Origin of the sequence: Nonomuraea thailandensis, assembly GCF_024172165.1 — a bacterium.
Lineage (GTDB): Bacteria > Actinomycetota > Actinomycetes > Streptosporangiales > Streptosporangiaceae > Nonomuraea > Nonomuraea thailandensis.
This window is the reverse complement of sequence record NZ_JAMZEB010000002.1, coordinates 9,992,976-10,015,263: the sequence shown is the minus strand read 5'-3', so window position 1 is coordinate 10,015,263 and position 22,288 is coordinate 9,992,976. Positions and strand designations below refer to the sequence as shown.

General features: G+C 70.3%; 28 protein-coding genes and 2 tRNA genes. 17 read left to right on the top strand and 13 right to left on the bottom strand.

Features of this window, described 5'->3' with window-relative positions:
• Nucleotides 1-36: 36 nt before the first annotated feature.
• Both HD597_RS50300 and HD597_RS50295 read right to left on the bottom strand, forming a co-directional pair.
• On the bottom strand, nucleotides 37-705 hold the full coding sequence (locus tag HD597_RS50300; RefSeq protein ID WP_253754465.1) for a hypothetical protein: 669 nt from the start codon (nucleotides 703-705) through the stop codon (nucleotides 37-39).
• A gap of 121 nt (nucleotides 706-826) precedes the next feature.
• Nucleotides 827-899, bottom strand: a tRNA-Arg gene (locus tag HD597_RS50295).
• A 295-nt stretch (nucleotides 900-1,194) separates the two neighbouring features.
• On the opposite strand from HD597_RS50295, the gene HD597_RS50290 reads away from it, so the two are divergent.
• The 6 genes from HD597_RS50290 to HD597_RS50265 all read left to right on the top strand — a co-directional run bounded on the left by HD597_RS50290 (nucleotide 1,195) and on the right by HD597_RS50265 (nucleotide 6,755).
• Nucleotides 1,195-2,355 (top strand): sensor histidine kinase, encoded by a 1,161-nt coding sequence (locus tag HD597_RS50290; protein ID WP_253754463.1) that lies wholly within the window; start codon nucleotides 1,195-1,197, stop codon nucleotides 2,353-2,355.
• A 153-nt stretch (nucleotides 2,356-2,508) separates the two neighbouring features.
• The gene (locus HD597_RS50285) at nucleotides 2,509-3,141 is read left to right on the top strand and encodes a response regulator (RefSeq protein ID WP_253754461.1); all 633 of its coding nucleotides are present in this window, start codon (nucleotides 2,509-2,511) and stop codon (nucleotides 3,139-3,141) included.
• 798 nt (nucleotides 3,142-3,939) lie between these two features.
• Nucleotides 3,940-4,218: a hypothetical protein gene (locus tag HD597_RS50280; protein WP_253754459.1), complete on the top strand. Its 279-nt coding sequence runs from the start codon at nucleotides 3,940-3,942 to the stop codon at nucleotides 4,216-4,218.
• A gap of 5 nt (nucleotides 4,219-4,223) precedes the next feature.
• The gene (locus tag HD597_RS50275) at nucleotides 4,224-4,961 is read left to right on the top strand and encodes a prolipoprotein diacylglyceryl transferase (protein WP_253754457.1); all 738 of its coding nucleotides are present in this window, start codon (nucleotides 4,224-4,226) and stop codon (nucleotides 4,959-4,961) included.
• Nucleotides 4,958-6,475, top strand: coding sequence for a radical SAM protein (locus HD597_RS50270; protein WP_253754455.1), 1,518 nt, complete (start codon nucleotides 4,958-4,960; stop codon nucleotides 6,473-6,475). Before HD597_RS50275 ends, HD597_RS50270 begins: the two co-directional genes overlap by 4 nt.
• 25 nt (nucleotides 6,476-6,500) lie before the next feature.
• Nucleotides 6,501-6,755, top strand: coding sequence for a hypothetical protein (locus HD597_RS50265; protein ID WP_253754453.1), 255 nt, complete (start codon nucleotides 6,501-6,503; stop codon nucleotides 6,753-6,755).
• On the opposite strand, the gene HD597_RS50260 is transcribed toward HD597_RS50265, so the two are convergent.
• The 4 genes from HD597_RS50260 to HD597_RS50245 are packed head-to-tail and all read right to left on the bottom strand — an operon-like array spanning nucleotide 6,745 to nucleotide 9,899.
• Nucleotides 6,745-7,716 (bottom strand): SigE family RNA polymerase sigma factor, encoded by a 972-nt coding sequence (locus HD597_RS50260; RefSeq protein ID WP_253754451.1) that lies wholly within the window; start codon nucleotides 7,714-7,716, stop codon nucleotides 6,745-6,747. The genes HD597_RS50265 and HD597_RS50260 overlap by 11 nt on opposite strands.
• Nucleotides 7,717-7,756: 40 nt before the next feature.
• Nucleotides 7,757-8,215, bottom strand: a complete 459-nt coding sequence (locus HD597_RS50255; RefSeq protein WP_185111159.1) for a MaoC family dehydratase — start codon at nucleotides 8,213-8,215, stop codon at nucleotides 7,757-7,759.
• Between the two features lie 11 nt (nucleotides 8,216-8,226).
• Nucleotides 8,227-9,396, bottom strand: a complete 1,170-nt coding sequence (locus HD597_RS50250) for a TolB family protein (protein WP_253754448.1) — start codon at nucleotides 9,394-9,396, stop codon at nucleotides 8,227-8,229.
• On the bottom strand, nucleotides 9,393-9,899 hold the full coding sequence (locus HD597_RS50245; protein ID WP_253754446.1) for a SigE family RNA polymerase sigma factor: 507 nt from the start codon (nucleotides 9,897-9,899) through the stop codon (nucleotides 9,393-9,395). The genes HD597_RS50250 and HD597_RS50245 overlap by 4 nt, the downstream gene beginning before the upstream one ends.
• Nucleotides 9,900-10,134: 235 nt before the next feature.
• Here HD597_RS50245 and HD597_RS50240 point away from each other — a divergent pair, with 235 nt between their 5' ends.
• Nucleotides 10,135-11,316 carry an ATP-binding protein gene (locus HD597_RS50240; protein ID WP_253754444.1) on the top strand — a complete coding sequence of 394 codons (1,182 nt, stop codon included), beginning with the start codon at nucleotides 10,135-10,137 and terminating at the stop codon, nucleotides 11,314-11,316.
• A 103-nt stretch (nucleotides 11,317-11,419) separates the two neighbouring features.
• Here HD597_RS50240 and HD597_RS50235 read toward each other — a convergent pair whose 3' ends face one another.
• Together HD597_RS50235 and HD597_RS50230 are read right to left on the bottom strand one after the other, a co-directional pair.
• Nucleotides 11,420-12,211 carry a MauE/DoxX family redox-associated membrane protein gene (locus HD597_RS50235; protein ID WP_253754442.1) on the bottom strand — a complete coding sequence of 264 codons (792 nt, stop codon included), beginning with the start codon at nucleotides 12,209-12,211 and terminating at the stop codon, nucleotides 11,420-11,422.
• Nucleotides 12,212-12,216: 5 nt separating this feature from the next.
• Nucleotides 12,217-13,158, bottom strand: coding sequence for a hypothetical protein (locus HD597_RS50230; protein WP_253754440.1), 942 nt, complete (start codon nucleotides 13,156-13,158; stop codon nucleotides 12,217-12,219).
• 218 nt (nucleotides 13,159-13,376) lie between these two features.
• On the opposite strand from HD597_RS50230, the gene HD597_RS50225 reads away from it, so the two are divergent.
• A complete protein-coding gene (locus HD597_RS50225; RefSeq protein ID WP_253754438.1) occupies nucleotides 13,377-13,874 on the top strand; it encodes a SigE family RNA polymerase sigma factor in 498 nt (165 codons plus the stop codon).
• Here the strand turns inward: HD597_RS50225 and HD597_RS50220 are convergent.
• Nucleotides 13,843-14,355, bottom strand: coding sequence for a MarR family winged helix-turn-helix transcriptional regulator (locus HD597_RS50220; RefSeq protein WP_253754436.1), 513 nt, complete (start codon nucleotides 14,353-14,355; stop codon nucleotides 13,843-13,845). The genes HD597_RS50225 and HD597_RS50220 overlap by 32 nt on opposite strands.
• Nucleotides 14,356-14,451: 96 nt before the next feature.
• Here HD597_RS50220 and HD597_RS50215 point away from each other — a divergent pair, with 96 nt between their 5' ends.
• A complete protein-coding gene (locus HD597_RS50215) occupies nucleotides 14,452-15,015 on the top strand; it encodes a YceI family protein (protein ID WP_253754434.1) in 564 nt (187 codons plus the stop codon).
• A 173-nt stretch (nucleotides 15,016-15,188) separates the two neighbouring features.
• Nucleotides 15,189-15,278 (top strand) — tRNA-Ser (locus tag HD597_RS50210).
• A 595-nt stretch (nucleotides 15,279-15,873) separates the two neighbouring features.
• On the opposite strand, the gene HD597_RS50205 is transcribed toward HD597_RS50210, so the two are convergent.
• Both HD597_RS50205 and HD597_RS50200 read right to left on the bottom strand, forming a co-directional pair.
• Nucleotides 15,874-16,299, bottom strand: coding sequence for a winged helix-turn-helix domain-containing protein (locus HD597_RS50205; protein ID WP_253754432.1), 426 nt, complete (start codon nucleotides 16,297-16,299; stop codon nucleotides 15,874-15,876).
• Between the two features lie 212 nt (nucleotides 16,300-16,511).
• Nucleotides 16,512-17,291, bottom strand: coding sequence for a GntR family transcriptional regulator (locus HD597_RS50200; RefSeq protein ID WP_253754430.1), 780 nt, complete (start codon nucleotides 17,289-17,291; stop codon nucleotides 16,512-16,514).
• Nucleotides 17,292-17,455: 164 nt separating this feature from the next.
• Here HD597_RS50200 and HD597_RS50195 point away from each other — a divergent pair, with 164 nt between their 5' ends.
• From HD597_RS50195 to HD597_RS50170, 7 genes are all read left to right on the top strand, one after another.
• A complete protein-coding gene (locus tag HD597_RS50195; RefSeq protein WP_253754428.1) occupies nucleotides 17,456-17,731 on the top strand; it encodes an ATP-binding protein in 276 nt (91 codons plus the stop codon).
• A 182-nt stretch (nucleotides 17,732-17,913) separates the two neighbouring features.
• Nucleotides 17,914-18,036 carry a hypothetical protein gene (locus HD597_RS65305; protein WP_276083232.1) on the top strand — a complete coding sequence of 41 codons (123 nt, stop codon included), beginning with the start codon at nucleotides 17,914-17,916 and terminating at the stop codon, nucleotides 18,034-18,036.
• Entirely contained in the window at nucleotides 18,027-18,224 is a 198-nt protein-coding gene (locus HD597_RS50190) for a hypothetical protein (protein ID WP_253754427.1), read from the top strand. The genes HD597_RS65305 and HD597_RS50190 overlap by 10 nt, the downstream gene beginning before the upstream one ends.
• Nucleotides 18,225-18,512: 288 nt before the next feature.
• The gene (locus HD597_RS50185; protein ID WP_253754425.1) at nucleotides 18,513-19,460 is read left to right on the top strand and encodes a hypothetical protein; all 948 of its coding nucleotides are present in this window, start codon (nucleotides 18,513-18,515) and stop codon (nucleotides 19,458-19,460) included.
• Between the two features lie 80 nt (nucleotides 19,461-19,540).
• Entirely contained in the window at nucleotides 19,541-19,810 is a 270-nt protein-coding gene (locus HD597_RS50180; RefSeq protein WP_253754422.1) for a hypothetical protein, read from the top strand.
• On the top strand, nucleotides 19,807-20,214 hold the full coding sequence (locus HD597_RS50175; protein ID WP_253754420.1) for a hypothetical protein: 408 nt from the start codon (nucleotides 19,807-19,809) through the stop codon (nucleotides 20,212-20,214). Before HD597_RS50180 ends, HD597_RS50175 begins: the two co-directional genes overlap by 4 nt.
• Nucleotides 20,215-20,486: 272 nt before the next feature.
• Nucleotides 20,487-20,825, top strand: coding sequence for a hypothetical protein (locus HD597_RS50170; RefSeq protein WP_253754418.1), 339 nt, complete (start codon nucleotides 20,487-20,489; stop codon nucleotides 20,823-20,825).
• A 281-nt stretch (nucleotides 20,826-21,106) separates the two neighbouring features.
• Here HD597_RS50170 and HD597_RS50165 read toward each other — a convergent pair whose 3' ends face one another.
• Together HD597_RS50165 and HD597_RS50160 are read right to left on the bottom strand one after the other, a co-directional pair.
• On the bottom strand, nucleotides 21,107-21,370 hold the full coding sequence (locus HD597_RS50165; protein ID WP_253754416.1) for a hypothetical protein: 264 nt from the start codon (nucleotides 21,368-21,370) through the stop codon (nucleotides 21,107-21,109).
• 95 nt (nucleotides 21,371-21,465) lie between these two features.
• Entirely contained in the window at nucleotides 21,466-22,278 is an 813-nt protein-coding gene (locus tag HD597_RS50160; protein WP_253754415.1) for a peptidoglycan recognition protein family protein, read from the bottom strand.
• Nucleotides 22,279-22,288: the final 10 nt, after the last annotated feature.

Here is a 22,288-nt window from a genome sequence, read left to right as displayed (position 1 = left end):
GCGCGGCGCCGCCACGACGGCGCCGCGGCCCGGTTCTCAGCCCGCGACGGACGGATATCCGGCCGCCGTGAGGTCCTCGGCGAGATCCTCCATGGAGAGGTCGGCGTTCAACGCGGTGACCACCGCCTGCGTCAGCGGGCGGAGGGCGTAGACGTGCCGCACCGCTTCGAGGTCGACAGGCACCTCGTAGAAGTCCTCCGCGAACCGCTGGAACGCCTCAGGTGACGGGTCGATCAGCCGCGCGAACAGGTACATCGCACCATCGGGATCGCTCACGCCGTCCGGGTGGTCGATCTCGCCCACCCGCCAGTGCCGATCATCGCTCGCGCGCCACAGGCAGGCCGTCACCACCGGCATGCCGTCCTCGTCGCAGAAGGCGGGCTCCCGCACGCAGTCGCGGAAGATCTCGGGGACGGAGTCGAGCACGCCCGGCCACGGCCCGTCGTTGCCGTACGGGCTCATCGGGGCCTCGTGAGCGAAGCCGCGGACGTACGCGCCGGCGGGAGAGAAGACGATGGAGTACTCGTCTCCCGAACCGTTGCACATCGAGGCCATCTCCTCCCCGGGGCTCCAGCCGGTGGCGAAGGAGTGGTAGCGGCTGGACCAGTCGGGGCTCAGGACGGCCTCCAGCACCGCCATGGACCGGCTGAGATCGCGGAGCCTCGGGATCCCGGGCAGCAGGCGGGCCACGTCGTGAGCGGTCATGAGCGTCTCCGTCCGTCCGGATGTCTCACCGCATGCCTTCGCGCACGGTCTCAGGTGGCGGCGGGAGCCAAAGACAAAGGCCCGCTCCCGGGTCTCCCCGGGAGCGGGCCTTTCTGCTGTGCGCGGCCGAGAGGACTCGAACCCCTAACCTTCTGATCCGTAGTCAGATGCTCTATCCATTGAGCTACGGCCGCTCGCTGCGTAAGCAAGCATAGCGGGTTTCCAGGAGTGCCTCGAACCAGAATCGGCAATCATGGGGCCGCCGGTCCGGGCTCGGGGTGTTCTCCGGGTGGTTGAGGGTGGGCCGGTGTGGCGTTGACCTGGGTTTCGGGCCTCTGAAGGGGGACGGGGGTGTCGTGGCGTCGCGCCGGGGTGGGATCTGTTCTCGGTGCTGTGGACGACTCGCCTCCTGTGGATACATCGAAGGGTGTATCCACAGGAGGACCCTCGTAGGAGGGAGGGGGCCGCGGGAGGTGGTGGGATGAGGGCATGAAGCAGGTGGTGCTGGGGGCGGGGGCCGCCTTCGCGGTGGGGCTGGTGCTGATCGCGGGCGGGTCCCATCTGGAGCGCGGGGTGCCGGCATGGGTGCTGGCCGTGCCCTTGGCGTTCACCTGTGCGGGGGTTCTGGTGCGGCAGCGGGCTCCGCTGGCCTCTTTGGGGCTGGGGGTGGTCGGGATCGTGATCGACGGGTTCGTGGGGCCGTCGCTGGGGACGGTGCTGGTCTTCACCGACAATCTCTACGCCGCCGCGCTGTACGGGCCGGCCCGGCTCGCCAGGGTGCTGCTCGGGGTCACCGGGGTGCTGGCGGTCGTGGCGGGGGCCGTGGCCGGGTTCCTGGCGGAGGACTGGCGGATGCTGGCCGTCATGGGGGTGCAGGCCGGGCTGGTGCTCATCACGCCTGTCACCACCGCTGTGGTGCTGCGGGAGCAGCGTGATCGGGCCGCGGCCGAGCGGGCGCGGGCCGAGCAGGTGGCTCATCTGGCGGAGCTGGATCGGCAGGCGGCCGTGGCCGCCGAGCGTACGCGGATGGCGCGCGAGCTGCACGACATGATCGCCAACCACTTCAGCGCCATCGCCATCCAGTCCACTGCCGCGCTCTCACGCAAGGACCTTGATCGGGAGACCGTGCGGAAGGTCATGGAGTCCGTACGGGAGAACAGCGTCAAGGGGATGGCCGAGATGCGGACCATGATCGGGTTGTTGCGTCAGGACGGCGACGAGGGGGAGGGCGAGGCCACTCGCCCTCGGCTGGCTGACGCGGAGACCCTGGTCGAACGGGTGCGGCGGGCCGGGATGACGGTGGAGATCCGGGTCGAGGGGGAGGCCGGGGAGCTGCCCGCGGCCGTCGATCTGGCGGGGTATCGGATCTTGCAGGAGGCGCTGACCAACGCGCTCAAGCACGGGGGGTCGCCGGTGTCGGTCGGTGTCGTGCACGAGGGCGAGCGGGTCCGCCTGAGCGTCGAGAACGCCCTCGCGGGGCGGGGGCGGCGGGTTGAGCTGCCGGGGGCCGGGGCGGGGCTCATCGGCATGCGGGAGCGGGCCTCGCTCGTCGGCGGGTTCTTCGACGCCGGCGAGGTGTGGGACGGGGAGCGGGCCAGGGGCGGCGAGGGGCGGTGGCGTGTTCAGGCGGTTCTTCCCACGGCGGGGTGAGGTGTCGCGGGCTTGAGGTGCGTGGCGAGGGGCGGGTGTTGTGGGCTTGAGGTTTGTGGCGAAGGGAGGCGTTGCGGGCTTGAGATGTGCGGCGGGTAGGCCCTTCGGGCGATCGGTGGGTGACAGGCGTAGCGGGCTGGATGGAGGTGGCTGGTGACCATCAGGGTGCTGGTGGCCGACGATCATGCGGCGGTCCGTACCGGGATCGTGCTGATCCTGGGCGGGGCGGGTGACATGGAGGTCGTGGGGGAGGCCGGTGATGGCGAGCAGGCCGTGCTCATGGCCCGGGAGTTGCGGCCCGACGTGGTGTTGATGGATGTGCGGATGCCTCGGCTCGACGGGATCTCCGCTACCCGGGAGCTGGCCGGCGTCTGTGATGTGCTGATCCTTACTACGTTCGACGTCGACGAGTACGTGTTCGGGGCGTTGCGGGCCGGGGCGGCCGGGTTCCTGCTGAAGAACACCGACGCCGAGGCCCTGATCGAGGCGGTCCGGGTGGTGGCCAGGGGGGACGGGCTGATTTCGCCGGGGGTCACGCGGAGGCTGATCGCCGCTTTCGCCGAGCAGTTGCCGGTGCGCCGGGCGGTGGGGGAGGAAGCGGCCGGGCTGACGCCTCGGGAGAAGGAGGTGCTGGCCTGTATCGGGCGGGGTTTGTCCAACGCCGAGATCGCCAAGGAGCTGGACATGGCGGAGGCGACGACCAAGACCCATGTCAGCCGGGTGCTGAACAAGCTGGGGCTGAAGAGCCGGGTGCAGGCGGCGATCTATTACTCGGAGGGGGCGTAGGGGCTCGTGCGAGGGGCGGTGGGTGTGGTGGGGTGTTGATCCGATGGCAATCGCGGATGCCTAGTCTGATCATGACTAGAGGGGTAGACCAAGCCAATGAGTACAACGCCACCACCTCCGCCGTCCGAGGAGCCTGACAACGGGTCAGAGGCAGGGGCGGTGCCGGAGGAGGGGCCGCGGACCCCGCCTGCAGGCGGGGAGCCGGTCATCATGCCGCCTCCGGGCGGGGAGCAGGTGCGCATGCCGCCTCCCAGCGGGGAGCCGGTCGACCTGCCGCCTCCGAGTGGGGAGCCGGAGATCATGCCGCCCCCGTCCGGTGCGCCGGGGCCCATGTCGGCGCCGGATCAAGGCGTGGGGGCCGCCTCCGGGGAGCAAGGCCGGGAGCAGGTCGGGCGGCCGTCGTTCCTGCCGCCGGACGGCGGGGCCGGGCAGCCTTCGAGCGCGGAGGCTCCTCGTGGGCACGCCTTCTCATGGGAGCCGCCATCCGGTCAGCCCTCTCAAGGAGAGCCGTCGTCCCAGGGCGGCCGGCCGTCGTTCGGGCCTGCCGCGTCCCAGGGCGGCCAGCCGCCGTACGAGGGTGTCCCGGGTCAGGGCCAGCCGCCGTACGGGGGCGCGCCCCAAGGCCCGCCGCCCCAAGGCCCGCCGCCCCAAAGCCCGCCCTCTCAAGGTCCCCCGCCCCAAGGTCCTCCGTTCCAAGGCCCCCCGCCCCATGGACAGCAGCCGTACGCCCACCCGGGCGGCTACGGCCCTCCGCCACCCCCTCCCCCGGCCTCCGGCTCCACCGGCACCCTCATCGGCATGCTCTTCGCCGGCCTGGCCATCTACAGCGCCCTCAACGCCGTGATCGGCTTCTTCATCTTCTTCGCCGCCATGAGCGCCGGCGACAACTCCAGCCCCTACCTGGCCGCCGGCGCGGTGCTCCTGGCCCTCGTCGGGCTCGGAGCCGGCATCGGCCTGTGCTTCATCCGCAAGTCCTGGAGCAGGGGCCTGGGCCTGGGGCTCATGATCGGCTGGGCGCTGTGGTCGATCCTGTCCGCGGGGATCTGCACCGGCATCAGCCCGAGCCTGTACGCCTGACCGCCATGCCCCTTCACGAGATCTTCGTCGGCCTCGGCGTGGCGGTGGCGGCCGTCGTCTTCGTCCGGGAGGCCCGCAGGCGCGGAGCGCTCAACGAGCAGTCGCTGATGGCCGTCGCCGGCGCGCTGGTCGGCGGCGCGATCGGGATGCGGCTGGCAGGCTGGCTGGAGACGCTGGAGCTGGAGAACCTCTGGCTGTACGGCTCCCGGAGCATCCTGGGCGGCCTGACCGGCGCGTACCTCGGGGTGCTGGTGGCCAAGCGGATCATCGGTTACAGGGAGCGGACCGGTGACCTGTTCGCCCCGGCGGTGGCGCTCGGCATGGCGGTGGGCAGGATCGGCTGCCACCTGACGGAGGCGCCCGGCAGGCCCACCGATCTGCCCTGGGGCGTGCACGCCCCGCCCACGACCCCCGAGTGCCCCGGATGCCTGACCGGCCAGGCGATGCACCCGTCGTTCATCTACGAGATCGTCTTCCAGCTCGCCGCCTTCGCCGCGCTCCTCTGGGCGCGCGAGCGGCTGACCCGGCCGGGCGAGCTGTTCACCCTGTACGTCGCCGCGTACGCCGCCTTCCGTTTCCTCGTCGAGTTCACCAGGGCCAACGAGACGGTCTGGCTGGACCTGACCCGGCCCCAGTGGTTCCTGATCCCGGGCTTGCTGCTGCTCGCCGTCAGGCTCGGGTACGGCTGGCGGCGCGGTTACTACACACCCCTGTTCGAGCGAGAACGAAAGGTCACGACATGAGCGCAGGGATGGGCCTGCGGGGCGACCGCATCCTCAGGTACGTCAACGCGTTCTGCCCGGGCTGCCACGGCCGCGCCCTCGACAGGGTCGAGCGGCTGAGCGGTTATCTGGCGGAGCGCGACGGCCGCGTGTGGCTGGAGCGCGGATGCCGCGAACACGGATTCATCCGTACCCTGTACGACGAGGATCCGGAGATCCTGAGCTATCTGGAGGAGTGGACCGCCCCCACCAAGCAGCACATCCCGGACACCGCCGGAAACTTCGCTCCGATCCCCTCCGCGTACCTCCAGGGCCTGCCCGAGCTCCAGACCCAGCACACCTGCATCCTTCTCGAGGACATCGCCGAGACCTGCAACCTGCGCTGCCCCACCTGCTTCGCCGGCAGTTCGCCCGACCTGACCGGCGTCGTCCCGGTCACCGACGTCCTGGCCAACGTCGACCAGCGTCTGGAGCGGGAGAACGGCAAGCTCGACGTCCTCATGCTGAGCGGCGGCGAGCCCACCCTCCACCCCGAGCTGAAGACCCTCCTCGCCGAGCTGAGCGCCCGCCCGATCACCCGCATCCTGATCAACACCAACGGCGTCCTCATCGCCAAGGACGACTCCCTGCTCGACCTCCTCACCGAGCACAGGGAGCGCGTCGAGGTCTACCTCCAGTACGACGGCACGTCCGCCGAGGCCTCCAGGCACCACCGGGGCGGCGACCTGACCAGGATCAAGGCGGAGGCCGTCAAGCGGCTGTCCGCACGAGAGATCTTCACCACCCTCGTCATGACCGCCGCCCTCGGCGTGAACGATGGTGAGATCGGCGACGTCGTACGCCTCGCGCTCGACACCCCGTACGTCGGCGGCGTCTCCCTGCAACCCCAGTTCGGCTCCGGCAGGTCGGGCGCCATCGACCCGGACGACCGCCTCACCCACACCGGCGTGCTCAAGCGTCTCGGCCCGCAGACCGGCGGCCTGGTGACCTGGCGCGACCTGACCGCCCTGCCCTGCTCCCACCCCCACTGCTGCTCGGTCGGCTACCTCATCCGCGACGACGCCCGCCAGTGGCGCTCGCTCACCGCGCTGATCGGCCACGACCGGCTCAAGGAGAACCTCGGCCTGGTCTCCAACCGGATCGCCGACAGCGAGCTGCCGAAGGAGCTGCGCCTGGCCGTGCAGGAGTCGCTGATGGGGCTGCTCTCCGAGCAGTCGTCGTTGTCGCACCCGCAGGTCGGGGACCTGTGGCGGACCATCTGCGAGAACTGCGACCTCGGCGTCTCCACCCTGCTCGCCCTCGCGTCGTCGGTGCTGCCGGGGCGGCGCAAGAAGCTGCGCAGGATGCTGGGGGAGCGGGTCGTGCGGATCACGGTGAAGCCGTTCATGGACATCTCGACGATGATCGAGGAGCGGCTCACGCAGTGCTGCGTGCACGTGGGCACCCGCGCCGAGCAGGACCAGTGCGCGCCGTTCTGCGCCGTGCAGGCGTGGCCGGAGCTGTCCGCGCAGCGGCTCTCGGCGGTGGCCCGATGACGCCGCGAGCCTCGGCGGTGGCCCGGTGACGGCCGCGTCCCCACAGGGGAAGGAGCCGTACGACCCGCTCCGGTTGTGCGTGTACGCGACCGTCGCGCTGCTGGCGTGGCTGCTCGGGCCGTGGGCGGTGCTGGGGTTCGCGGCGCTCGGGTTCGCGGGGTACTGGAAGGCGCGGCGGGCCGGGCTGTCCCGGAGCAAGTGCTTCCTCCGGGACACCCGGCTCGTGCTGGCCTACCTCGGGCTCATCGGGCTGGTCGCCCTGGCGGCGATCATCCTCTGATCGCCGCCACGTTGAGCACGGTGTACTCCTTGCCGCCGCCCCGCTTCCTGATCTCGCAGGACCGGTCCGCGCAGTGCTGGTAGAACCGGGCGCCGGCGTCCCAGAAGAGCGTGGGGAAGTGCTGGATCCGGCCCAGTTCGCCGCCCTCGACCCCCGGGGTCCGCTCGCCGACCCCGGCCAGCTCCCCGGTGGCGAGGTCGTACACGACCGCGAGCGGCACGCCGGCCTTGGTCACGTCCGGCTCGTGGACGCGGAACAGGGCGCGCCGGCCGTCGAGCAGCCACCGGACGCCGTGACCCATCAGCGTGCCCGGCAGGGTCCGCCGCCCGGATCCGTCCACGCGCTGCACGATCAGGCGATCGTCCAGCAGGCCGGTGCACCACTCGGGGCCGCACTGCCACCGGTCGGCGCCGGGTGGCACCGCCACGCCGGTGGAGCCGCCGGTCTCGAGGTTGACGATCCTGGTCACGTTGCCGGCGGCGTCCCACTCGTGGGCCCACGGCCAGGAGGCGAGGCGCAGGTTCGCGGCGCCGGGCAGCGGCTCCGGCACGCCGCCCGAGAGCGGCAGCCGGTAGACGCCGAGGATGGCGGCGATCTCCTGGTCGGGCAGGTCCTCGTAGTACCGCAGCACGAGCACCGCCCGCTGCTTGCGGGGCAGCTCCTGGAGCTCGGCCCACAGGTCGGCGTCGCCGTAGCGGTCGGGCTCGCCGCGGTCGGGCACGGCGGCCACCAGGTCCTCCCGGTTCCGCCGCCGCCACGACCTGATGTGCAGCCGGACCATGGTCGTACGGACGTACCCCTCGGGGTCGTGCTTCTGGCGCACGCGGGGCCAGGCGTCACCCAGGCGGGCCAGCGCCTCCTGGACGAGATCGGCGGCGTCCTCGGAGTTGCCGGCCAGCACGTAGCCGTACCGGAGAAGCGCATCGCCCCGGGCCCGGACGAACTCGTCGAAATCCTCCACGAACCCAGGGAGCGTCCTACATGGTCATCTGTTGCACGGCCTACTGGGCGCGCACGTACAGGCTGAGGGTCTCGGCGACGCAGGCCGGCCGCTTCTCGCCCTCGATCTCGATCGTCATCTTCAGGCTGGACAGGTGGCCGGCGGGGGAGTTCTTCACGTCGATGAGCTCGCCCACGGCCCTGATCCGCGCGCCGACCGGGACCGGCGTGTGGAAGCGGACCTTGTTGAGGCCGAAGTTGACGCCCATCGCGATGCCCTCCACCTTGATCAGGGAGAACATGAACGACGGCAGCAACGACAACGTCAGGTATCCGTGGGCGATCGTGCCGCCGAACGGCCCCTCCTTGGCCCGCTCCACGTCCACGTGGATCCACTGATGGTCGTCGGTGGCGTCGGCGAAGGTGTTGACCTGCTCCTGAGTGACCGTGCGCCACTCGGTCGGGCCGAACTTCTCGCCGACGGCCGCCTTGAGTTCATCGATGTTCGCGAAGGTCCGCATGGCCCCGAACGCTATTGCGCGGACGGGACGGCTGCCAAGTTCAGCACCTTGTACGAGCTCTGCTCCTTGCGCCAGTAGAGGACCGTGCCGGGCTCGCCCGCCATGCCGAGTGCCAGCGTCCTGGCGTCGATCGTGCCCGTCGAACCGGTCGCGATGTCGTGGACGCCGTTCCTCAGCGGCACGAAGCGGTTGAGCAGCGGCGCCATCGACAGCGGCTTCGGATGGCCGAAGACGCCGTCGAGGTCGCGTAGATCACTTCCGTCGATCCGCTGGAGGAAGCCGCCTCCGGCGTCGCGGCCGAGGCACCAGTGCGGGCCGCAGCGCACCCCCTTCGCGCCCGGCCGGCTGTCGACCTCGTGGGAGGTGATGAGGGTGAGGTCGACCAGCACCGTCTGGTTGCGGTCGCCGAGATCGGGCCCTGCGGGCGCGTCGCTCGCCCACGGCCATCTCAGCAGGTGCAGGCCGTCGGTGGCGGCGATCCGGTCGGGCGTGCCGCCGGCCAGGGGGACGCGCCAGACACCGCCGCTCCTCTCCGACCAGATGACCTGGTCGCCGTTGACCGAGATCGCGTCGAGGTCGGCGCGGTCGCCGGTCAGCTCGGTGACCAGCCTGGCCCTGCCGCCCGCCAGCGGCGCCGTCCAGATCTGCCGGGCGGACTTGCCGGAGGTCGACTGCCAGACCACGTTCCTGCCGTCGGCGGCCAGCGAGTGGATCACGAACGGCCGCGGCCGGGGGAGTGCGGCCACCAGCCGGCTCTTCTTCGTCGTGGAGTCGTACACCTCCAGCCTGCCCCGCGCCTCCTTCCCCGGCGTCCTGGCCAGGACCAGCACCTCCGTCGGGCTGACGCCGATCATCGGGACGCGGTGCGCGCCGTCGGGCCCCTGCACGGGCAGCGTGAGGACGGCGTCCGGCCACAGCTCCTCCACGGGAGCCGACCGGGGAACGGGCGGCTCGGGAGCCGGGGTCGTGGCCATGTCGCCCTCGCCCCCGCCGGACAGGACGGCGCCCCTGATCCCCACGCTCAGCACCACCACGGCAGCCGCCGCGGCCAGCACGCGCACCCTGCGGCGGGTCCTGCGCCGCCTGCGCAGCGCCACGCCCGCCAGCAGGTCCGCCCCGTCGTCGGGAGCGTGCTCGCCCGCCGCGCGCAGCGCGCCGATCAGCTCGTCCTCAGTCCTCATGCCCGCTCCCCCTTCCGAACCGACTCGCGTCCCGACTCGCGAACGGACTCGCGTACCGATGGCTTGACCCGCAGCGCGTTGAGCGCGTGGAACGCCTGGCTGCGCACGGTTCCCCTGGAGATGCCGAGAAGCTCGGCGATCTCCTGGTCGGACAGGTCCTCGTAGTAGCGCAGCACGAGGACGACCCGCTGCCGACGCGGCAGCGAGGCCAGCTCCTTCCACAGCTCGCCGAGCGCGTGCACGTCGGTGTACGAGCCCTCCGGCAGGTCGTTCGTCAGGTGCTCCCTGCGCCGCCTGCGCCACCAGCTGACGTGCTGCCTGGCCATGGTCGTGCGGACGTACGCCTCCGGGTTGTCCTTGTTGCGGACCCGTTTCCAGGAGTCGCTCAGTTTGAGCAGCGCCTCCTGGACCAGGTCGGCCGCGTCGTCGGCGTTGCCGGTGAGCACGTAGCCGTACCGGAGCAGGGCCGGGCCCCGCGCCCGTACGAATTCGTCGAACTCCACATCTCCTGGACGCACCGGGGGCTCCGGCCTGTTGCAAAGATCTTTACTCGAAACCATCGCATGAGTGTTCGAGTCCGCGCTACAGTTCTAGGTACCGCAATCGAACAGAGGTTCGGCCTGGTGAGAGGGGGTGTGTCCGATGACGGTGCTCGCGCCCGCCCCTGCTCGGACACGCCGTAGCACTTTCTTCCCAAATCTAAGACGGCCGCTATATCCGGCAATAAAGTCCGAGAGCGTGGACCCTGTGCGAAACCCCTACGCTCCAGGCGCCGGGCAGCGCCCGCCGGAGCTCGCCGGGCGCGACCGCGAGCTGCAGCAGTTCGAGGTCGTGCTGGAGCGGGTGGCCCGCGGCCGTCCCGAGCGCAGCATGGTCGTGACCGGCCTGCGGGGAGTGGGCAAGACCGTCCTGCTCAACACGTTCAAGTCGATGGCCATGCAGCGGCTGTGGGGCACGGGCAAGATCGAGGCCCGGCCCGACCAGTCGATCAGGCGGCCGGTGGCCGCCGCGCTGCACATGGCCATCCGCGAGCTGGCGCCGCGGCACCGCGCGCCCGAGCGCATCGAGGAGTTCCTCGGCGTGCTCAAGGCGTTCGCGATGCGCGACCCGGCCGCGGCCAAGGGCACCTCCCACTGGTCGCCCGGGATCGAGGTGCCGGCCAGCCGCGGGCGCGCCGACTCGGGCGACCTGGAGATCGACCTCACCGAGCTGTTCGTCGACGCCGCGAGCGTGGCCACCGATCTGGCGGTGGGCATCGCCCTGTTCATCGACGAGATGCAGGACGTGCAGGCCGCCGACGTCTCCGCGCTCTGCGCCGCCTGCCACGAGCTGTCGCAGACGGGCGGGCCGCTGATCGTGGTGGGCGCCGGGCTGCCGCACCTGCCGAGCGTGCTGTCGGCCAGCAAGAGCTATTCCGAGCGGCTCTTCCGCTACGCGCGCATCGACAAGCTCGACCGGGAGGCGGCCGACCTCGCGCTGATCCTGCCCGCGCGCGAGGAGGAGGTGGAGTTCACCCAGGAGGCGCTCGACGCGCTCTACGAGGCGGCCGACGGCTACCCGTACTTCGTGCAGGCCTACGGCAAGGTCGCCTGGGATCTCGCCCCGCGCAGCCCGATCACGCTCGACGACGTCAAGGTCTCCGCGCCGGAGGCCGAGGAGGAGCTGGCCGTCGGGTTCTTCGGCAGCCGCTACGAGCGGGCCACCCCGGCCGAGCGCGACTACATGCACGCCATGGCGCAGATCGGCGACGAGCCGGTGCCGACCTCGGAGGTGGCCGACGCGCTCGGGCGCAAGCCGTCCAGCCTCTCGCCCGCCCGCGACAGCCTGATCAAGAAGGGGCTCATCTACAGCGCCGAGCGTGGCCTGATCGCGTTCACGGTGCCGCACTTCGGGAAGTTCCTGCGCGCTCAGCCCATCTGAGTGGCGCCCCTAGACCTCTATTGGGCTGTCTAGTGGGGAAGCTAGACAGCCCAATAGAGCTATATCGCCACGCCTGTCGAGGGTCGTATACGGCTCTATAGCGTCAGGCCGATACTGTCGTATATTCCGGCAGAGACCCGCTGTCCTCCGCGCTGACCACGGCCATCCGCACGGCCGGGCGCCGTCCGGTCAGGTAGACGGCGAAGACGACGTCGTCGTCGTGGTGGTCACGGAAGGCGAAGAAGCGCCAGCACAGCTCGCGCCAGCTGTCGTACGGCTCGGGCGAGGCCAGCTCGCCCTGGTGCGCCCGCCACGTGCCGCTCGACCTGAGCCGCGACAGGACGACCGACTCGGCGGGGCCACGGCGCTGCTCGCAGGGGGCGCGGTACCGTACGCGGTCGATCAGCTCCTCGATCTCGGGCGACAGCGCCGCGAGCACCGCCACCCCCGCCACGAGCAGCCACGACGGCGCGACCGCCGCCTCCCAGCCCGGCACCGGCGCCCACACCGACGCCGCCGCCATCCCGGTCAGCGCCACCGTCCTGCCGATCGAGCGCAGCCCGACCGGCGCCGAGCTCACCTCGCCGAAGCAGCCGCATCCCGCGTCGGGCCGCCGCCTGCGCAGCTCCAGCAGCACGTACGTGGACAGCGCGAAGAAGGCCACCGTGCCCCACCGGAACAGCGGATGCGTCGTGAGCAGCAGCCCCGCGGCCAGCGTCAGCTCGCCCGCCGCGCACACCAGCAGCGCCGGGGCCTGGACGCGCTCGGGCACCAGCACCGCGGGCCCCAGCCTGGCCAGCGCCCCCGGCTCGCGCCCGGAGCCGACGGTGATCACCTTCGCCACCGTGCCCAGGACGAGCATGGCGATCAGAAGCGGGAGCTGCGATTCGAGCACGAGCCTCACCCCAGTCCGATCTGCGCGTTGAAGCAGCCCTTGATCAGCTCGCCGCCGAGCTCCACGTAGGAGGACGGCGACAACTCGGCGATCCGGCCGCGCGGCGAGGTGTCACACTCCACGCACCGGTCGCAGAACCGCCCGGCCACACACCCGCACGCGACCACGGGCACGTTCGCGGACCGGTTCGAGCACACGTTCCTGACCTGCAGCAACGAGCCCACCGAGAGGTACGGCAGGCCCGCGCACGACACGCCCGCCTGGGCGCAGCCGGTGTCGGCACGTTCCAGCATCGGGTAGGCCGCGCCCCGCTCCTCCTCGTCGAACGTGTCGGACCAGGTGGCCGTGCCGGCGATGCGCGCCTGCTTGTAGACCGGGGACGGGGGCGGCACGGAGCGCGCCGGATACGGCGGCTGCGAGGTCGCGGGCAGCAGGGCCAGGCTCGCCCCGTCGCGCCTGACGCCGATCGCGTCGAAGAGGTAGCCGGGCTCGAACTTGGGATGGCGCACCTGCAGCCGGCCCGACGAGCGGTAGGGGACGACGACCGTACGGTGGCCGCGGTGCGGCCCGCAGTCGAGCTCGACCGTCAGGTCCTTACGACCCTCGATGGACAGGATCGTCCCCGTGATCCGGGTGGTGTCGGCCCAGATCCGCTCGATCACGCGGCCGTCGCGCAGCGCGCGCATCAGCACCATGGCGCCGATGGGCAGGTCGGCGGGGGCGACCTCGGCGCCGTGCCAGGCGGTGGCCCACGGGGCGATCACCAGCCGCTCCTTGGCGCCCGCGGGGGTCTCGATGGTGATCAGATGCGGGCTGACGTCCAGCACCTCGCCGACGACGGCGCGCAGCGGATCGCCGTCGCGCGGATCGGGGCCGGGAACGCCGCTCTCGCGACCGAGCGCGGCCGCGGCGAGCACCCGGCGGCGCTCAACGCTCGGATACCCCATCCGCCCCTCCCTCGCTCGGGTACTAGATTCACATGACTTGGGGGCGGCTCCCACCGTAGTGGCCCAGAACAGAGCAAAATACGCATCCCCGGGGAAGTGCCTTCACCTACGGCGGCGTACAAACCACCACCGACCTTGACGGACCTTTATCCTCGGCGGGCCGAAACCTGAATTGGGGTTCAGGCCTTATAGGGCATCAGGCTGCGATTCTGGCCACGATGCAGACCACCAGCTGGGAAGACGAGTTCCGCGAGTACGTCATGGCCCGCGGTCCCGCGCTGCTGCGCGCGGCCCATCAGCTCACCGGTCATCCGCTGGACGCGGAGGATCTGTTGCAGAGCGCGCTGACCAAGACGTACCAGGCCTGGGAGCGCATCGAGGACCGGGGCGCCCTGGACGGCTACGTGCGGCGGGCCATGGTGAACATCAACATCTCGCAGTGGCGGCGGCGCAAGCTGGAGGAGTACCCGTCGGACGAGCTGCCCGAGCCGGTGACCTTCGAGCAGGGCGGGTCGTCGGAGGTCCACGAGGCGCTCGAACAGGCGCTCCGGGAGTTGCCCGAGCGCATGCGGGCGGCGATCGTGCTGCGCTACTACGAGGACATGACCGAGCCGGAGATCGCCCAGAAGCTCGGGATCAGCGTCGGCACGGTCAAGAGCACGGTGTCGCGCGCGATGGCCAAGCTCAGGGCCGCGCTGGCACTTCCCTCTCAGTAGGGCACGAGCTCTCCGTGGAGCCGGCGGTGGCGCACGGGCGCACGACGTCCCTGATCTTGCGCAGGCTCTTGAGGAACGCCTCCAGCTCGTCGGAGCCGAGCAGCCCGGTGAAGCACTCCTCGATGTCACGCAGGTGGTCGGGCAGCACCGACTCCATCCGCTCCCGCCCGGCGTCGGTGAGGGCGGCGTAGGAGGCCCGCCGGTCGCTGGCGCACGACTCGCGCCTGACCAGCCCCTCGCGTTCGAGCCGGTCGACGACCCGGGTCACGCCGCTGGTGGACAGTTGGGTCTGCGCGGCGAGGTCGCTCATGCGCAGCCGCTGGTGCGGGGAACGTGCCAAACGGATGACGGTCTCGAAGTCGATCTCCGACAACCCCGCGGCGCTCAGCACCGGCTGGAACCGGCTCATCAACCCGGAGTGGACCTCGGTCAGCAGTCCGATCGCCGTCAGCCGGGAGTCGTCGAAGTTCGTCACGCTCATACCTTAGCCGACGTTAGTTGACGAGCGGAATATTCCTCATGTAGAAAGTTGTTGCCGCAGACATCCACGGAACAGCTACCTCTTAGGAGAACCCCGATGAGCACCCGCACCTGGGAGTCCCTGACCATCCCGGCCGCCGGCACCTACAACCTCGACGTGGCCCACACCACCATCGGCTTCGTCGTCAAGCACATGATGGTCAGCAAGGTCCGCGGCCACTTCGGCGCCTTCAGCGGCTCGGTCACGATCGCGGAGAACCCGCTCGAGTCCGGCGCCGAGCTCTCGATCCAGGCCGAGAGCATCTCGACCGGCGTGCCGGACCGTGACGGCCACCTGCGCAGCGACGACTTCCTGTCCGCCGAGAAGTTCCCGCAGATCACCTTCAAGAGCACCCGCGTCGTCGGGCACTCCGGTGACGAGTTCGTCGTCGCCGGCGACCTGACCATCCGCGACGTCACCAAGGAGGTCGAGCTCGCGGTCGAGTACGGCGGCGTGGGCACCAACCCCTGGGGCCAGGAGGTCTGGGGCTTCTCGATCAAGACGGAGATCGACCGCGAGGAGTTCGGCCTGACCTGGAACCAGGCGCTGGAGACCGGTGGCGTGCTCGTGGGCAAGAAGATCAAGATCGAGATCGAGGGCGAGGCCAACCCGGCCGCCTGATGCTCTTCGCGGTACGTTATCCACAGGCCTGAAGCCCGTCCCAGCTCTGGGCGGGCTTCATCCACAGGGAGTTACCCACAGGCTGTTGATAACTCTTGATGAGAAGCGCCGCGGTTATCGCTTTGCCGCCTCGGCAGAAGGCCGGTACGCTGTGCTGAGCCGCGGTGGCTCCAGGAGGATTCGCCTAGTCAGGTCTATGGCGCCGCACTGCTAATGCGGTTTGGGTTTACCGCCCATCCGGGGTTCAAATCCCCGATCCTCCGCAGGTCAGGCCCTTCCCTCGTGAACAGCGAGGGAAGGGCCTTTCGCGGTTCGGACCCCCGTGCGGGCACACTGCGGGCACACTGCTTGATGATCATGGAGCTGGAAGCCCGTCGCTCCCCAGATGCAACCACCCGGCGCGGTCGTGCGTCCTACTGGCGAGCGTCGACCCGTGAGGGGCGTCACGCTTACCGGTGTCTGCGAGGTGCTTCGCGGGCCGCCGGCAGGGGGGCCGTCAGCCCGCTCATGGGGAGCTGGGGACGGCCCCTTCTGTGTTTCTCGCGCCCGATATGCGTGTCGCTCCGTAGGCGCAGACGTACGTTCTGACAATGAATTTTCATCAAACCGTTGCCAGAAGGCGTGAATGTTTCGCATTATCGGATTTCGGCCTGCCACGCCGAACCGAAATCGCCCTGGCGCACACGTCGGCGTGGTCGACGTGGCAGTGCCGTCAGGGCCGGGAGTTAGGCGGTGGGGTCGCCTTGCTCTCGGCCCGCCTCGTCGGGTCAGAGGCTGGATGACCGCCCTGACTCGGTGATCACACTTTAGAACGGGCGAGCAGCCTGTTGGTGGTGAAGTCCAATAAATGTGGATTAATCACGATTTGCGTGCAGGAACCACTCGAATCCTGCTTCCCCCCGGATAAAGCTCGACCTGCCCAGCCATGATCACCACTACGACCGGCCCCGGCTGTTCCATCCCCAGCTCCGCCATCTCGACCGCCGTCGGCATTCGCGCATCGATGAACACCTCGTCCTCGACCGCGATCGTCACATCATCCGTCTCGCCCTCGGGGCGTACGAAGGAACCGCGCATGGGGACGGTGTAGATCAACCGCATCTTGTCGCGCAAGTGGCGGATCGCTCGCCGTGCCGTGTCTCTGGAGACGCCGTAGCCCGACATGATCTGGGACTCGCTCGGGATCGGCCGGCGCGGGCGCAGCTGGCCTGATTGGATCCGGTCCGCGATCTCCCGTGCGATCCCAAGGTAGATCGGCGTGTCCCCATCATGATCAACAACCACGGTCACACGTTAGGGGAGTGTCGTCAGGCCCTGATATTCGCGTACCTCGGCTTCCTACGTACGCACTCGTACGGGCCGTACGTATGGACAAACGATGCGTTTCAGGGTCAGGATGGCCGTTCCGGCGCGGGGGCTCCCCTGCCGTCGGTGAGGGCTTCTCGCTGGAGAGAGCACCCTGTCTGGCGGGAAGCCCTCCAGTGCCGCCTGTCAGATCACAGCTCGGCGCGGCCCATCTTGCCGCTGTACACCAGCTCGTACAGGTCCGCCGGCAGGACGATGTCGGCCGTCTCCACCGGAGTTTCGCCCGCGTAGTACGTCCTCTGGATCGTCATCATGATCGTGCCAGGCGGATGCGAGAGCTCTCGGCACTCGTCCTGCGTCCCGAGCCGGGCGCGTACGTGCTCCACCCAGTCGTCGATCACGACCCCGATGCTCAGCATCCGCTCGGCGACACCGCGGCCGGCCAGGAGGCCGTCCTCTGGTAGGACGATCGGCGTGCCGCGGGTGATTGCCAGAGGCTCATAGGAGGTGGAGAGCATGACAGGGTCCCCGCTCGCCTCGAACACGTAGCGAGTGCGGACGACATCTTCGTCCTGGCCCACCGGCTCGCCCATGCCCAGGCGTTCGCGTATGTCCACCGGCGCCTGCACGGTGCGGGAGGCGTAGGACCACGTGGCTTGCCGACCCTGGCGCTCCATATCCGCACGGAAGGGGCTGCCGAACGGGGATGCCCGGTACCAGGCGCGAAGCAGCCGTGTCACCTCCGGCCGGGTCCTGACATAGGTGCCGCTGCCTGGCTTGGTCACCGCCAGCCCCTCGGCCACCAGGGTGCTGACCACGCGACGGCCGACCCCGTCCGAGACACCGTAGTCCCTGACCATTTCCGGAATGGACGGCAACCGATCGCCGGGCTGGAGCTGGCCGTCACGGATTTTCTGCCGCAATTCGTCAGCGATGCGCTGATACAGATGCCGATCATCGTGCGCGGTCACGGGACTAGGTTGACAGGCTTGGAGCCAAGGTTGCAAGCTAGACACCATGCTACCGACCTTGTAACCAAACTAGGCGGTCCCTCATGTACACAACCTCTCTTCCTCCAACCGACGAAAGCCCCCACGTGGCAGGAGTCTGGGCGCGCGGCATCACACTCGCCGAGATGCCCGACCTTGCCGATGGTGCTGAGCAACTGGCCCGCAACCTGGTCGCCACGGCCGTACGGCGCACACCCCCCGACGGGCGCATCCACATCGAGATCGAGACAACCGCCGAAGGCCTCCGGCTCCTGGTGCGTGATCCCCGAACGCCTGACCCTGTTGGCAGCCGCGAGTGGTCTGAAATCTCCTCGTTCACGCTGTCCTTCGGCACCCAGAGCGGTCCAGAGGGCCATGAAGCATGGGCCCTGCTGCGCTCCCCGGACGCGGTTCCAGCATGAAGCCTAGCCAGCGGCTCGTCCGCGCACTACGCGTCTATGGGCGAGGCCGGCGTGTGCCTCAGCGCCGCGCGCCGGGCACACGGCCTCAACTTGTAGCGGGGTGGTCTGCTCGCGCAGATGAGCTCGCTGACAGGTACCCGGACTGGACGCTGGTCGGCAGCGAGCTGCGCGGACTGTGGGCGATGTCGCGCCTGCTCGATGTGCCCGCCGGGTGTCCCGAGACGCTGTCGGCAGACAGCATCGAGGCGATGGAGCAGCAGCTGGCCGAGGCCACGACGCTCATGCAGAGGCTCCGATGCCACTGATCCCGTTCGAGAGCAGCGTCCTCGGCGCCTGCATCCACTGCCGGCGCCCCCTCGTGCAGCGCGGCAGCTTCCTCGTGACCAAGGAACTGCCGCCGGACGTGCCAGGGCTGATCATGCCGAGCGACTGCGCGGCACGCCCAGAGGGCGAGCGCCGCTGGGGGCCGCACGAACTGCCGCCACCGCGATAGCTCCCGCCCTGCCGCCGGATTGCCGCCATTGCCGACGGCAGGGCGGGCGGGTGGGTGGTCCTGCCCTTGAAGGCGGGGCAGGGCCACCCTTCCACGCCAGGGCGGTGCGGGTGCCCCTCCCCCGCACCGCCCACCGAACCCCTCGGCCGCGCCTCCCACACCAGAGCCGCAGCGGCCGGTAGCGTGCCCGGGCTCTACCCCTTAACGGCACAGGGCTCCCGATTCGTATCGGGAGCCCTGCGGCCGGCCGATCCCCCTTCCCCAGGAGACCGACTCATGGAAAACCCTATGGCAGCTGCCGCCGGAGCGGCGCCACTTCGCCGCGCGCACCGCCCGGACTGGGTCGAGCGTGGCGGCCTGGCCGTCGTGGTCACCGCCGCCGTGGTGCTGTCGTTCAGCGCGCTGCAGGGACTCGGCCAGTTCGCCGGATTCGGTGACTGGACCCTGCCGCTGGTCGACGTCGACTTCCCGCTGGCGCTGCTGCTGCCGCTGTGCATCGACGCCTACGGCGCCGTCGCCGCGCGCATCGCCACGAACCGCGCCTACTCCGAGACGACCCGCAAGCACGCGATGATCCACAGCGGGATCGCCATCGGCGTGGGCGTGCTCGGTAACGCGGCCTACCACTTGATCGAGGCTCACGTGATCGAGCTCGGCGGCGGCGTACTCGTGGCCCTCGTCATCGTCGTCAGCGTCGTCCCGCCGGTCGCGCTCGGCGCTCTGGTGCACCTGATGTCGGAGTGCGGCCGCGACCGCCAGGAGGCCGAGCAGGTGCCCGCGGCGGCCGCCGTACCCGCGCCTGCACCTGCCCAGGTACGTGATGTGCCCGCCGAGGTACGTGAACCTGGTGACGTACCCGCCGGCACCCCGGCGCCGCCCTCGGCGCCGCCGCTGGCGTCCCCGGCAGCGCCCGCCAGCGCCGAGCAGGGCCTGCTCGGCCAGCCCGGCCAGCCCGGTCTGCCTGGCCTGCCCGCCGCCGGGCCTGGCCAGTACGCCCGGCATGCGCACACGCTGCCCGCGGCCGAGGCCGGCCCGGCGCCCGTACCCGCGCAGGTGCACCTGCCGGAGCCGCCTCCCGAGCTGGCCCCGCTGGCACAGCGCGCGATCGAGACGTGGGCCCCCGGCGGGCGTCTGCACAAGCTCCCGCCGCTACGCGAGGTCAAGGGCGTGCTCGGCGTCGGCCAGCCCAAGGCCGAGCGGGTGCGCGCGTACCTGAGCGAGCTCGTCACCACCTGAACTGTGCACCTGGCGTGCACCCGATGAACCCGCCGCCGCGGAGCAGCCGCGGCGGCGTACCCGAAGGAGAGACCGACCACATGCCCATCGACTCGCTGATGATCCATTACCGCCGGGACGGCGTGCTCCGGCACACCGGCCGCATCGCGCGCCCGGCCGACACGCAGACGCTGCTCGAACTGGCCGACGACCTCGCGGCGCGCACCCCCGCCGGGACCGGGCAGCGAGTACGCATCGTCTACGGCGACAACGACGAGCTGCAGGTGCTGCTCAACCGCACAGCCTTGGGCGAGCTGCTACAGGCGGCCGACGAGGCGCACGCACGCGTCATGACGGCGGCGACAGCGTGAACGCTTACAACGGCAGGGAGCCCGGACGGCACGGGCCCGTGCCTCCCCAGTCGGACCCGCACGAGGAGCCGGCGCCCCTCGACGAGATCGAGGCTTCTTTCGATCATGAGCGCGCCCGGATCCGTGAGCTCAGCGGCAACTGCGCCTACATCGCCGACTGGCTGCCGACCGTCTTCGCCGAGCTGCGCCGGCGGCGCGTGTCGGAGGAGCATCTGGCGCGGGTGGACCGGATGGAGTACACGGTGACCGACGGCCCGGGCCAGGCGCCCGGCCCGGATGCCGAGCTGGTCACCGCCGCGCAGGCCGAGGCCGTGATGGCCAACGCGGCCAGCCGCCGGTCGGTGTGGGCCCGCCCGGTGTACACGCCGGGGTGGGTCCGGGTCTCCGGCGAACCGCCGTCCTAGCCCCGGGAACGATGAAACAGCCCCTGACCGATCCCCAGGATCGGTCAGGGGCTGTTTCATACACCCTGGTCACAGCAACAACATTGTTCCGCTGACAGGATGTGCACGCCGTCGTACTGTCCGGGTATGGCCAAGAAGGGTGACGACGACGAACCCCCGCCGATCTGCGGCACATGCCTCGGCGCCGGCGGCGAATGGATCGAGATGAACGGTAAGAAGGGCCAGGAGCGCAAGTGGGTGACGTGCACCTCATGCAACGGGACAGGGCGTAGGTGACCGACCGGATCACCTGCCCCGAGTGCGGCGGCCGGCGCGGGCAGCAGGTCGGCGGCCTGTTCCTGGCCTGCCAATTCTGCGGCGGCCAGGGGACGGTCGGCGGCAACAACGAGCCCGCCGAGCGCGGGTGCGACGATCGGCCGCCGCCCCCGCCGCCGCCGGCGTGGGAGCACAAGGTGTGGTCGGATCCGTGGATCTCCCAGACGATCGGCTGCCGCTATTGCCTCGGTTCCCGCAAGGTATCCCACGTGGACGAGGAGGCGGGCACGCTCGTCACGGTGCCGTGCCGGTGCGCCCATGCCGAGAACGCGAATGAGCCCTCGCCCGATCCGTGAGGACCGGGCGAGGGCTCTTCATATGCCTGGCCAGGCTCTACCGCTCTCGCGGTGATCGAGGGCCCTGGCGCCCAGCCGTGGTACGGCGCCAGGGTATTACCTCGTGGGCGGGGGACAGGGCCCGCTCTTCAGGCTTGCGGGAGCCTGCCAGCACTGCGGCCACGGGCCGGGGCTGATCTACCCATCCCTGAGCGTCCCCCTGTTGTGGGAGTTCTCGAAGCTGCGGCCGATCTTACACAGTGGTCCTCGAGGATGCTGCCGGCGATGACAGAGTGTCGGTTCTATCGCTGTGATATGGGCAGGTCGGGCCGCGGAGTGTGGCGGGCCCGCCAGCCCGACACCGTGGCGATCGCGGTGGGCAGCAGCGGGATGGCGACTGCCTCGGCCCAGTCGGGCCAGAACGCGATCAGGGAGTGGTCGGCGTCGACCGCCTGCAGCACGGCCAGGAGAGCGACCGAGCCGAGGTAGCCGCCGAAGCTGGCCCACTTCACCTTGGCCTCGACCGGCGCCCGGCCATACTCGATCGGCTTGTCGTGGTTGGACATGTGCCCCTCCTTCAGGGACGCGCCCCTCATCTCAGGGCGAAAATCAGGCACCTCGCGGCGTAGGAGGTACAGCCGCACCAGGTCGTCGAGCACGGCTAGCGGATGCGCAGCAGCGCAGACCAGGTGTCGCGGCCGACGACGGCGTCGTCGTCGAGGCCCTCGGCACGCTGGAACTGGCGCACGTCGCTGGCGAGCTGGCTGTCATATTCGGTGCTCTCCAGCCAGGCCTTGAGGCCGAGCTGGCCGCCGTACCGGATCGGGGCGAGGTCGCCGCGGGCGAAGAGGCAGCCGCGCAGGGTCTTGACGTCCCAGCCCTTCACGCCGGGCCGCAGCAGGGGCAGGTCCTTCACGATCTCCTCCGTCCAGCTGGCGCGCGCCGGCGTCTTGCCGGCGAGGAGCGCGGCGACGGCCGCGCGGAAGTCGGTCATGTCGATGCCGGCCGGGTCCGGCTTGGAGGTGTTGACCTCCCGGTGCGCCTTGACCCGGGAGGCCCCCAGTTCGAACTCGCGGCACAGCTCGGCGCACAGCCGCCGATACGCGTCCAGCTGCGCCTCGGGCCACGGCTGGGAACCGCAGTTCTCCGCCTCGATCCCGATGGAGCTGGAGTTGTCGTGCAGCGGCGACGTCGACGGCGCGTTGTGCCAGCACCGCCCGGCCGCAATTACGTAAATGCGGCCGGAGCGGCCGAGGCCGAACTGCGACAGCGGCCCGGCCAACCCGGGCCGGCCGGTCCGCACCACGGACAGCGACGGGTAGTCGCCGCCGGCTCGCGGGCCCGCGGTGTGATGGCAGACGATGCCCTCCACGCTCGGCTGCGGCCCGTGGCCGCGGCTCTTCCACCCGGTCACCTCGGTCACCGGGTGGCCGGTACGGCGGGCGACGTCGGCCAGCTGCGTCAGGTACGGCATGCGTCCTTTC

What these genes read in the sequence shown, in the direction of transcription:
- HD597_RS50230 (WP_253754440.1), bottom strand. Translation starts at nt 13,158, where the DNA reads ATGGGGTATCCGAGCGTTGAGCGCCGCCGGGTGCTCGCCGCGGCCGCG.
- HD597_RS50165 (WP_253754416.1), bottom strand. Translation starts at nt 21,370, where the DNA reads ATGTCCAACCACGACAAGCCGATCGAGTATGGCCGGGCGCCGGTCGAG.
- HD597_RS50190 (WP_253754427.1), top strand. Translation starts at nt 18,027, where the DNA reads ATGCCACTGATCCCGTTCGAGAGCAGCGTCCTCGGCGCCTGCATCCAC.
- HD597_RS50275 (WP_253754457.1), top strand. Translation starts at nt 4,224, where the DNA reads ATGCCCCTTCACGAGATCTTCGTCGGCCTCGGCGTGGCGGTGGCGGCC.
- HD597_RS50270 (WP_253754455.1), top strand. Translation starts at nt 4,958, where the DNA reads ATGAGCGCAGGGATGGGCCTGCGGGGCGACCGCATCCTCAGGTACGTC.
- HD597_RS50215 (WP_253754434.1), top strand. Translation starts at nt 14,452, where the DNA reads ATGAGCACCCGCACCTGGGAGTCCCTGACCATCCCGGCCGCCGGCACC.
- HD597_RS50185 (WP_253754425.1), top strand. Translation starts at nt 18,513, where the DNA reads ATGGCAGCTGCCGCCGGAGCGGCGCCACTTCGCCGCGCGCACCGCCCG.
- HD597_RS50290 (WP_253754463.1), top strand. Translation starts at nt 1,195, where the DNA reads ATGAAGCAGGTGGTGCTGGGGGCGGGGGCCGCCTTCGCGGTGGGGCTG.
- HD597_RS50180 (WP_253754422.1), top strand. Translation starts at nt 19,541, where the DNA reads ATGCCCATCGACTCGCTGATGATCCATTACCGCCGGGACGGCGTGCTC.
- HD597_RS50250 (WP_253754448.1), bottom strand. Translation starts at nt 9,396, where the DNA reads ATGAGGACTGAGGACGAGCTGATCGGCGCGCTGCGCGCGGCGGGCGAG.
- HD597_RS50160 (WP_253754415.1), bottom strand. Translation starts at nt 22,278, where the DNA reads ATGCCGTACCTGACGCAGCTGGCCGACGTCGCCCGCCGTACCGGCCAC.
- HD597_RS65305 (WP_276083232.1), top strand. Translation starts at nt 17,914, where the DNA reads ATGTCGCGCCTGCTCGATGTGCCCGCCGGGTGTCCCGAGACGCTGTCG.
- HD597_RS50300 (WP_253754465.1), bottom strand. Translation starts at nt 705, where the DNA reads ATGACCGCTCACGACGTGGCCCGCCTGCTGCCCGGGATCCCGAGGCTC.
- HD597_RS50225 (WP_253754438.1), top strand. Translation starts at nt 13,377, where the DNA reads ATGCAGACCACCAGCTGGGAAGACGAGTTCCGCGAGTACGTCATGGCC.
- HD597_RS50255 (WP_185111159.1), bottom strand. Translation starts at nt 8,215, where the DNA reads ATGCGGACCTTCGCGAACATCGATGAACTCAAGGCGGCCGTCGGCGAG.
- HD597_RS50280 (WP_253754459.1), top strand. Translation starts at nt 3,940, where the DNA reads ATGCTCTTCGCCGGCCTGGCCATCTACAGCGCCCTCAACGCCGTGATC.
- HD597_RS50195 (WP_253754428.1), top strand. Translation starts at nt 17,456, where the DNA reads ATGCCCGACCTTGCCGATGGTGCTGAGCAACTGGCCCGCAACCTGGTC.
- HD597_RS50220 (WP_253754436.1), bottom strand. Translation starts at nt 14,355, where the DNA reads ATGAGCGTGACGAACTTCGACGACTCCCGGCTGACGGCGATCGGACTG.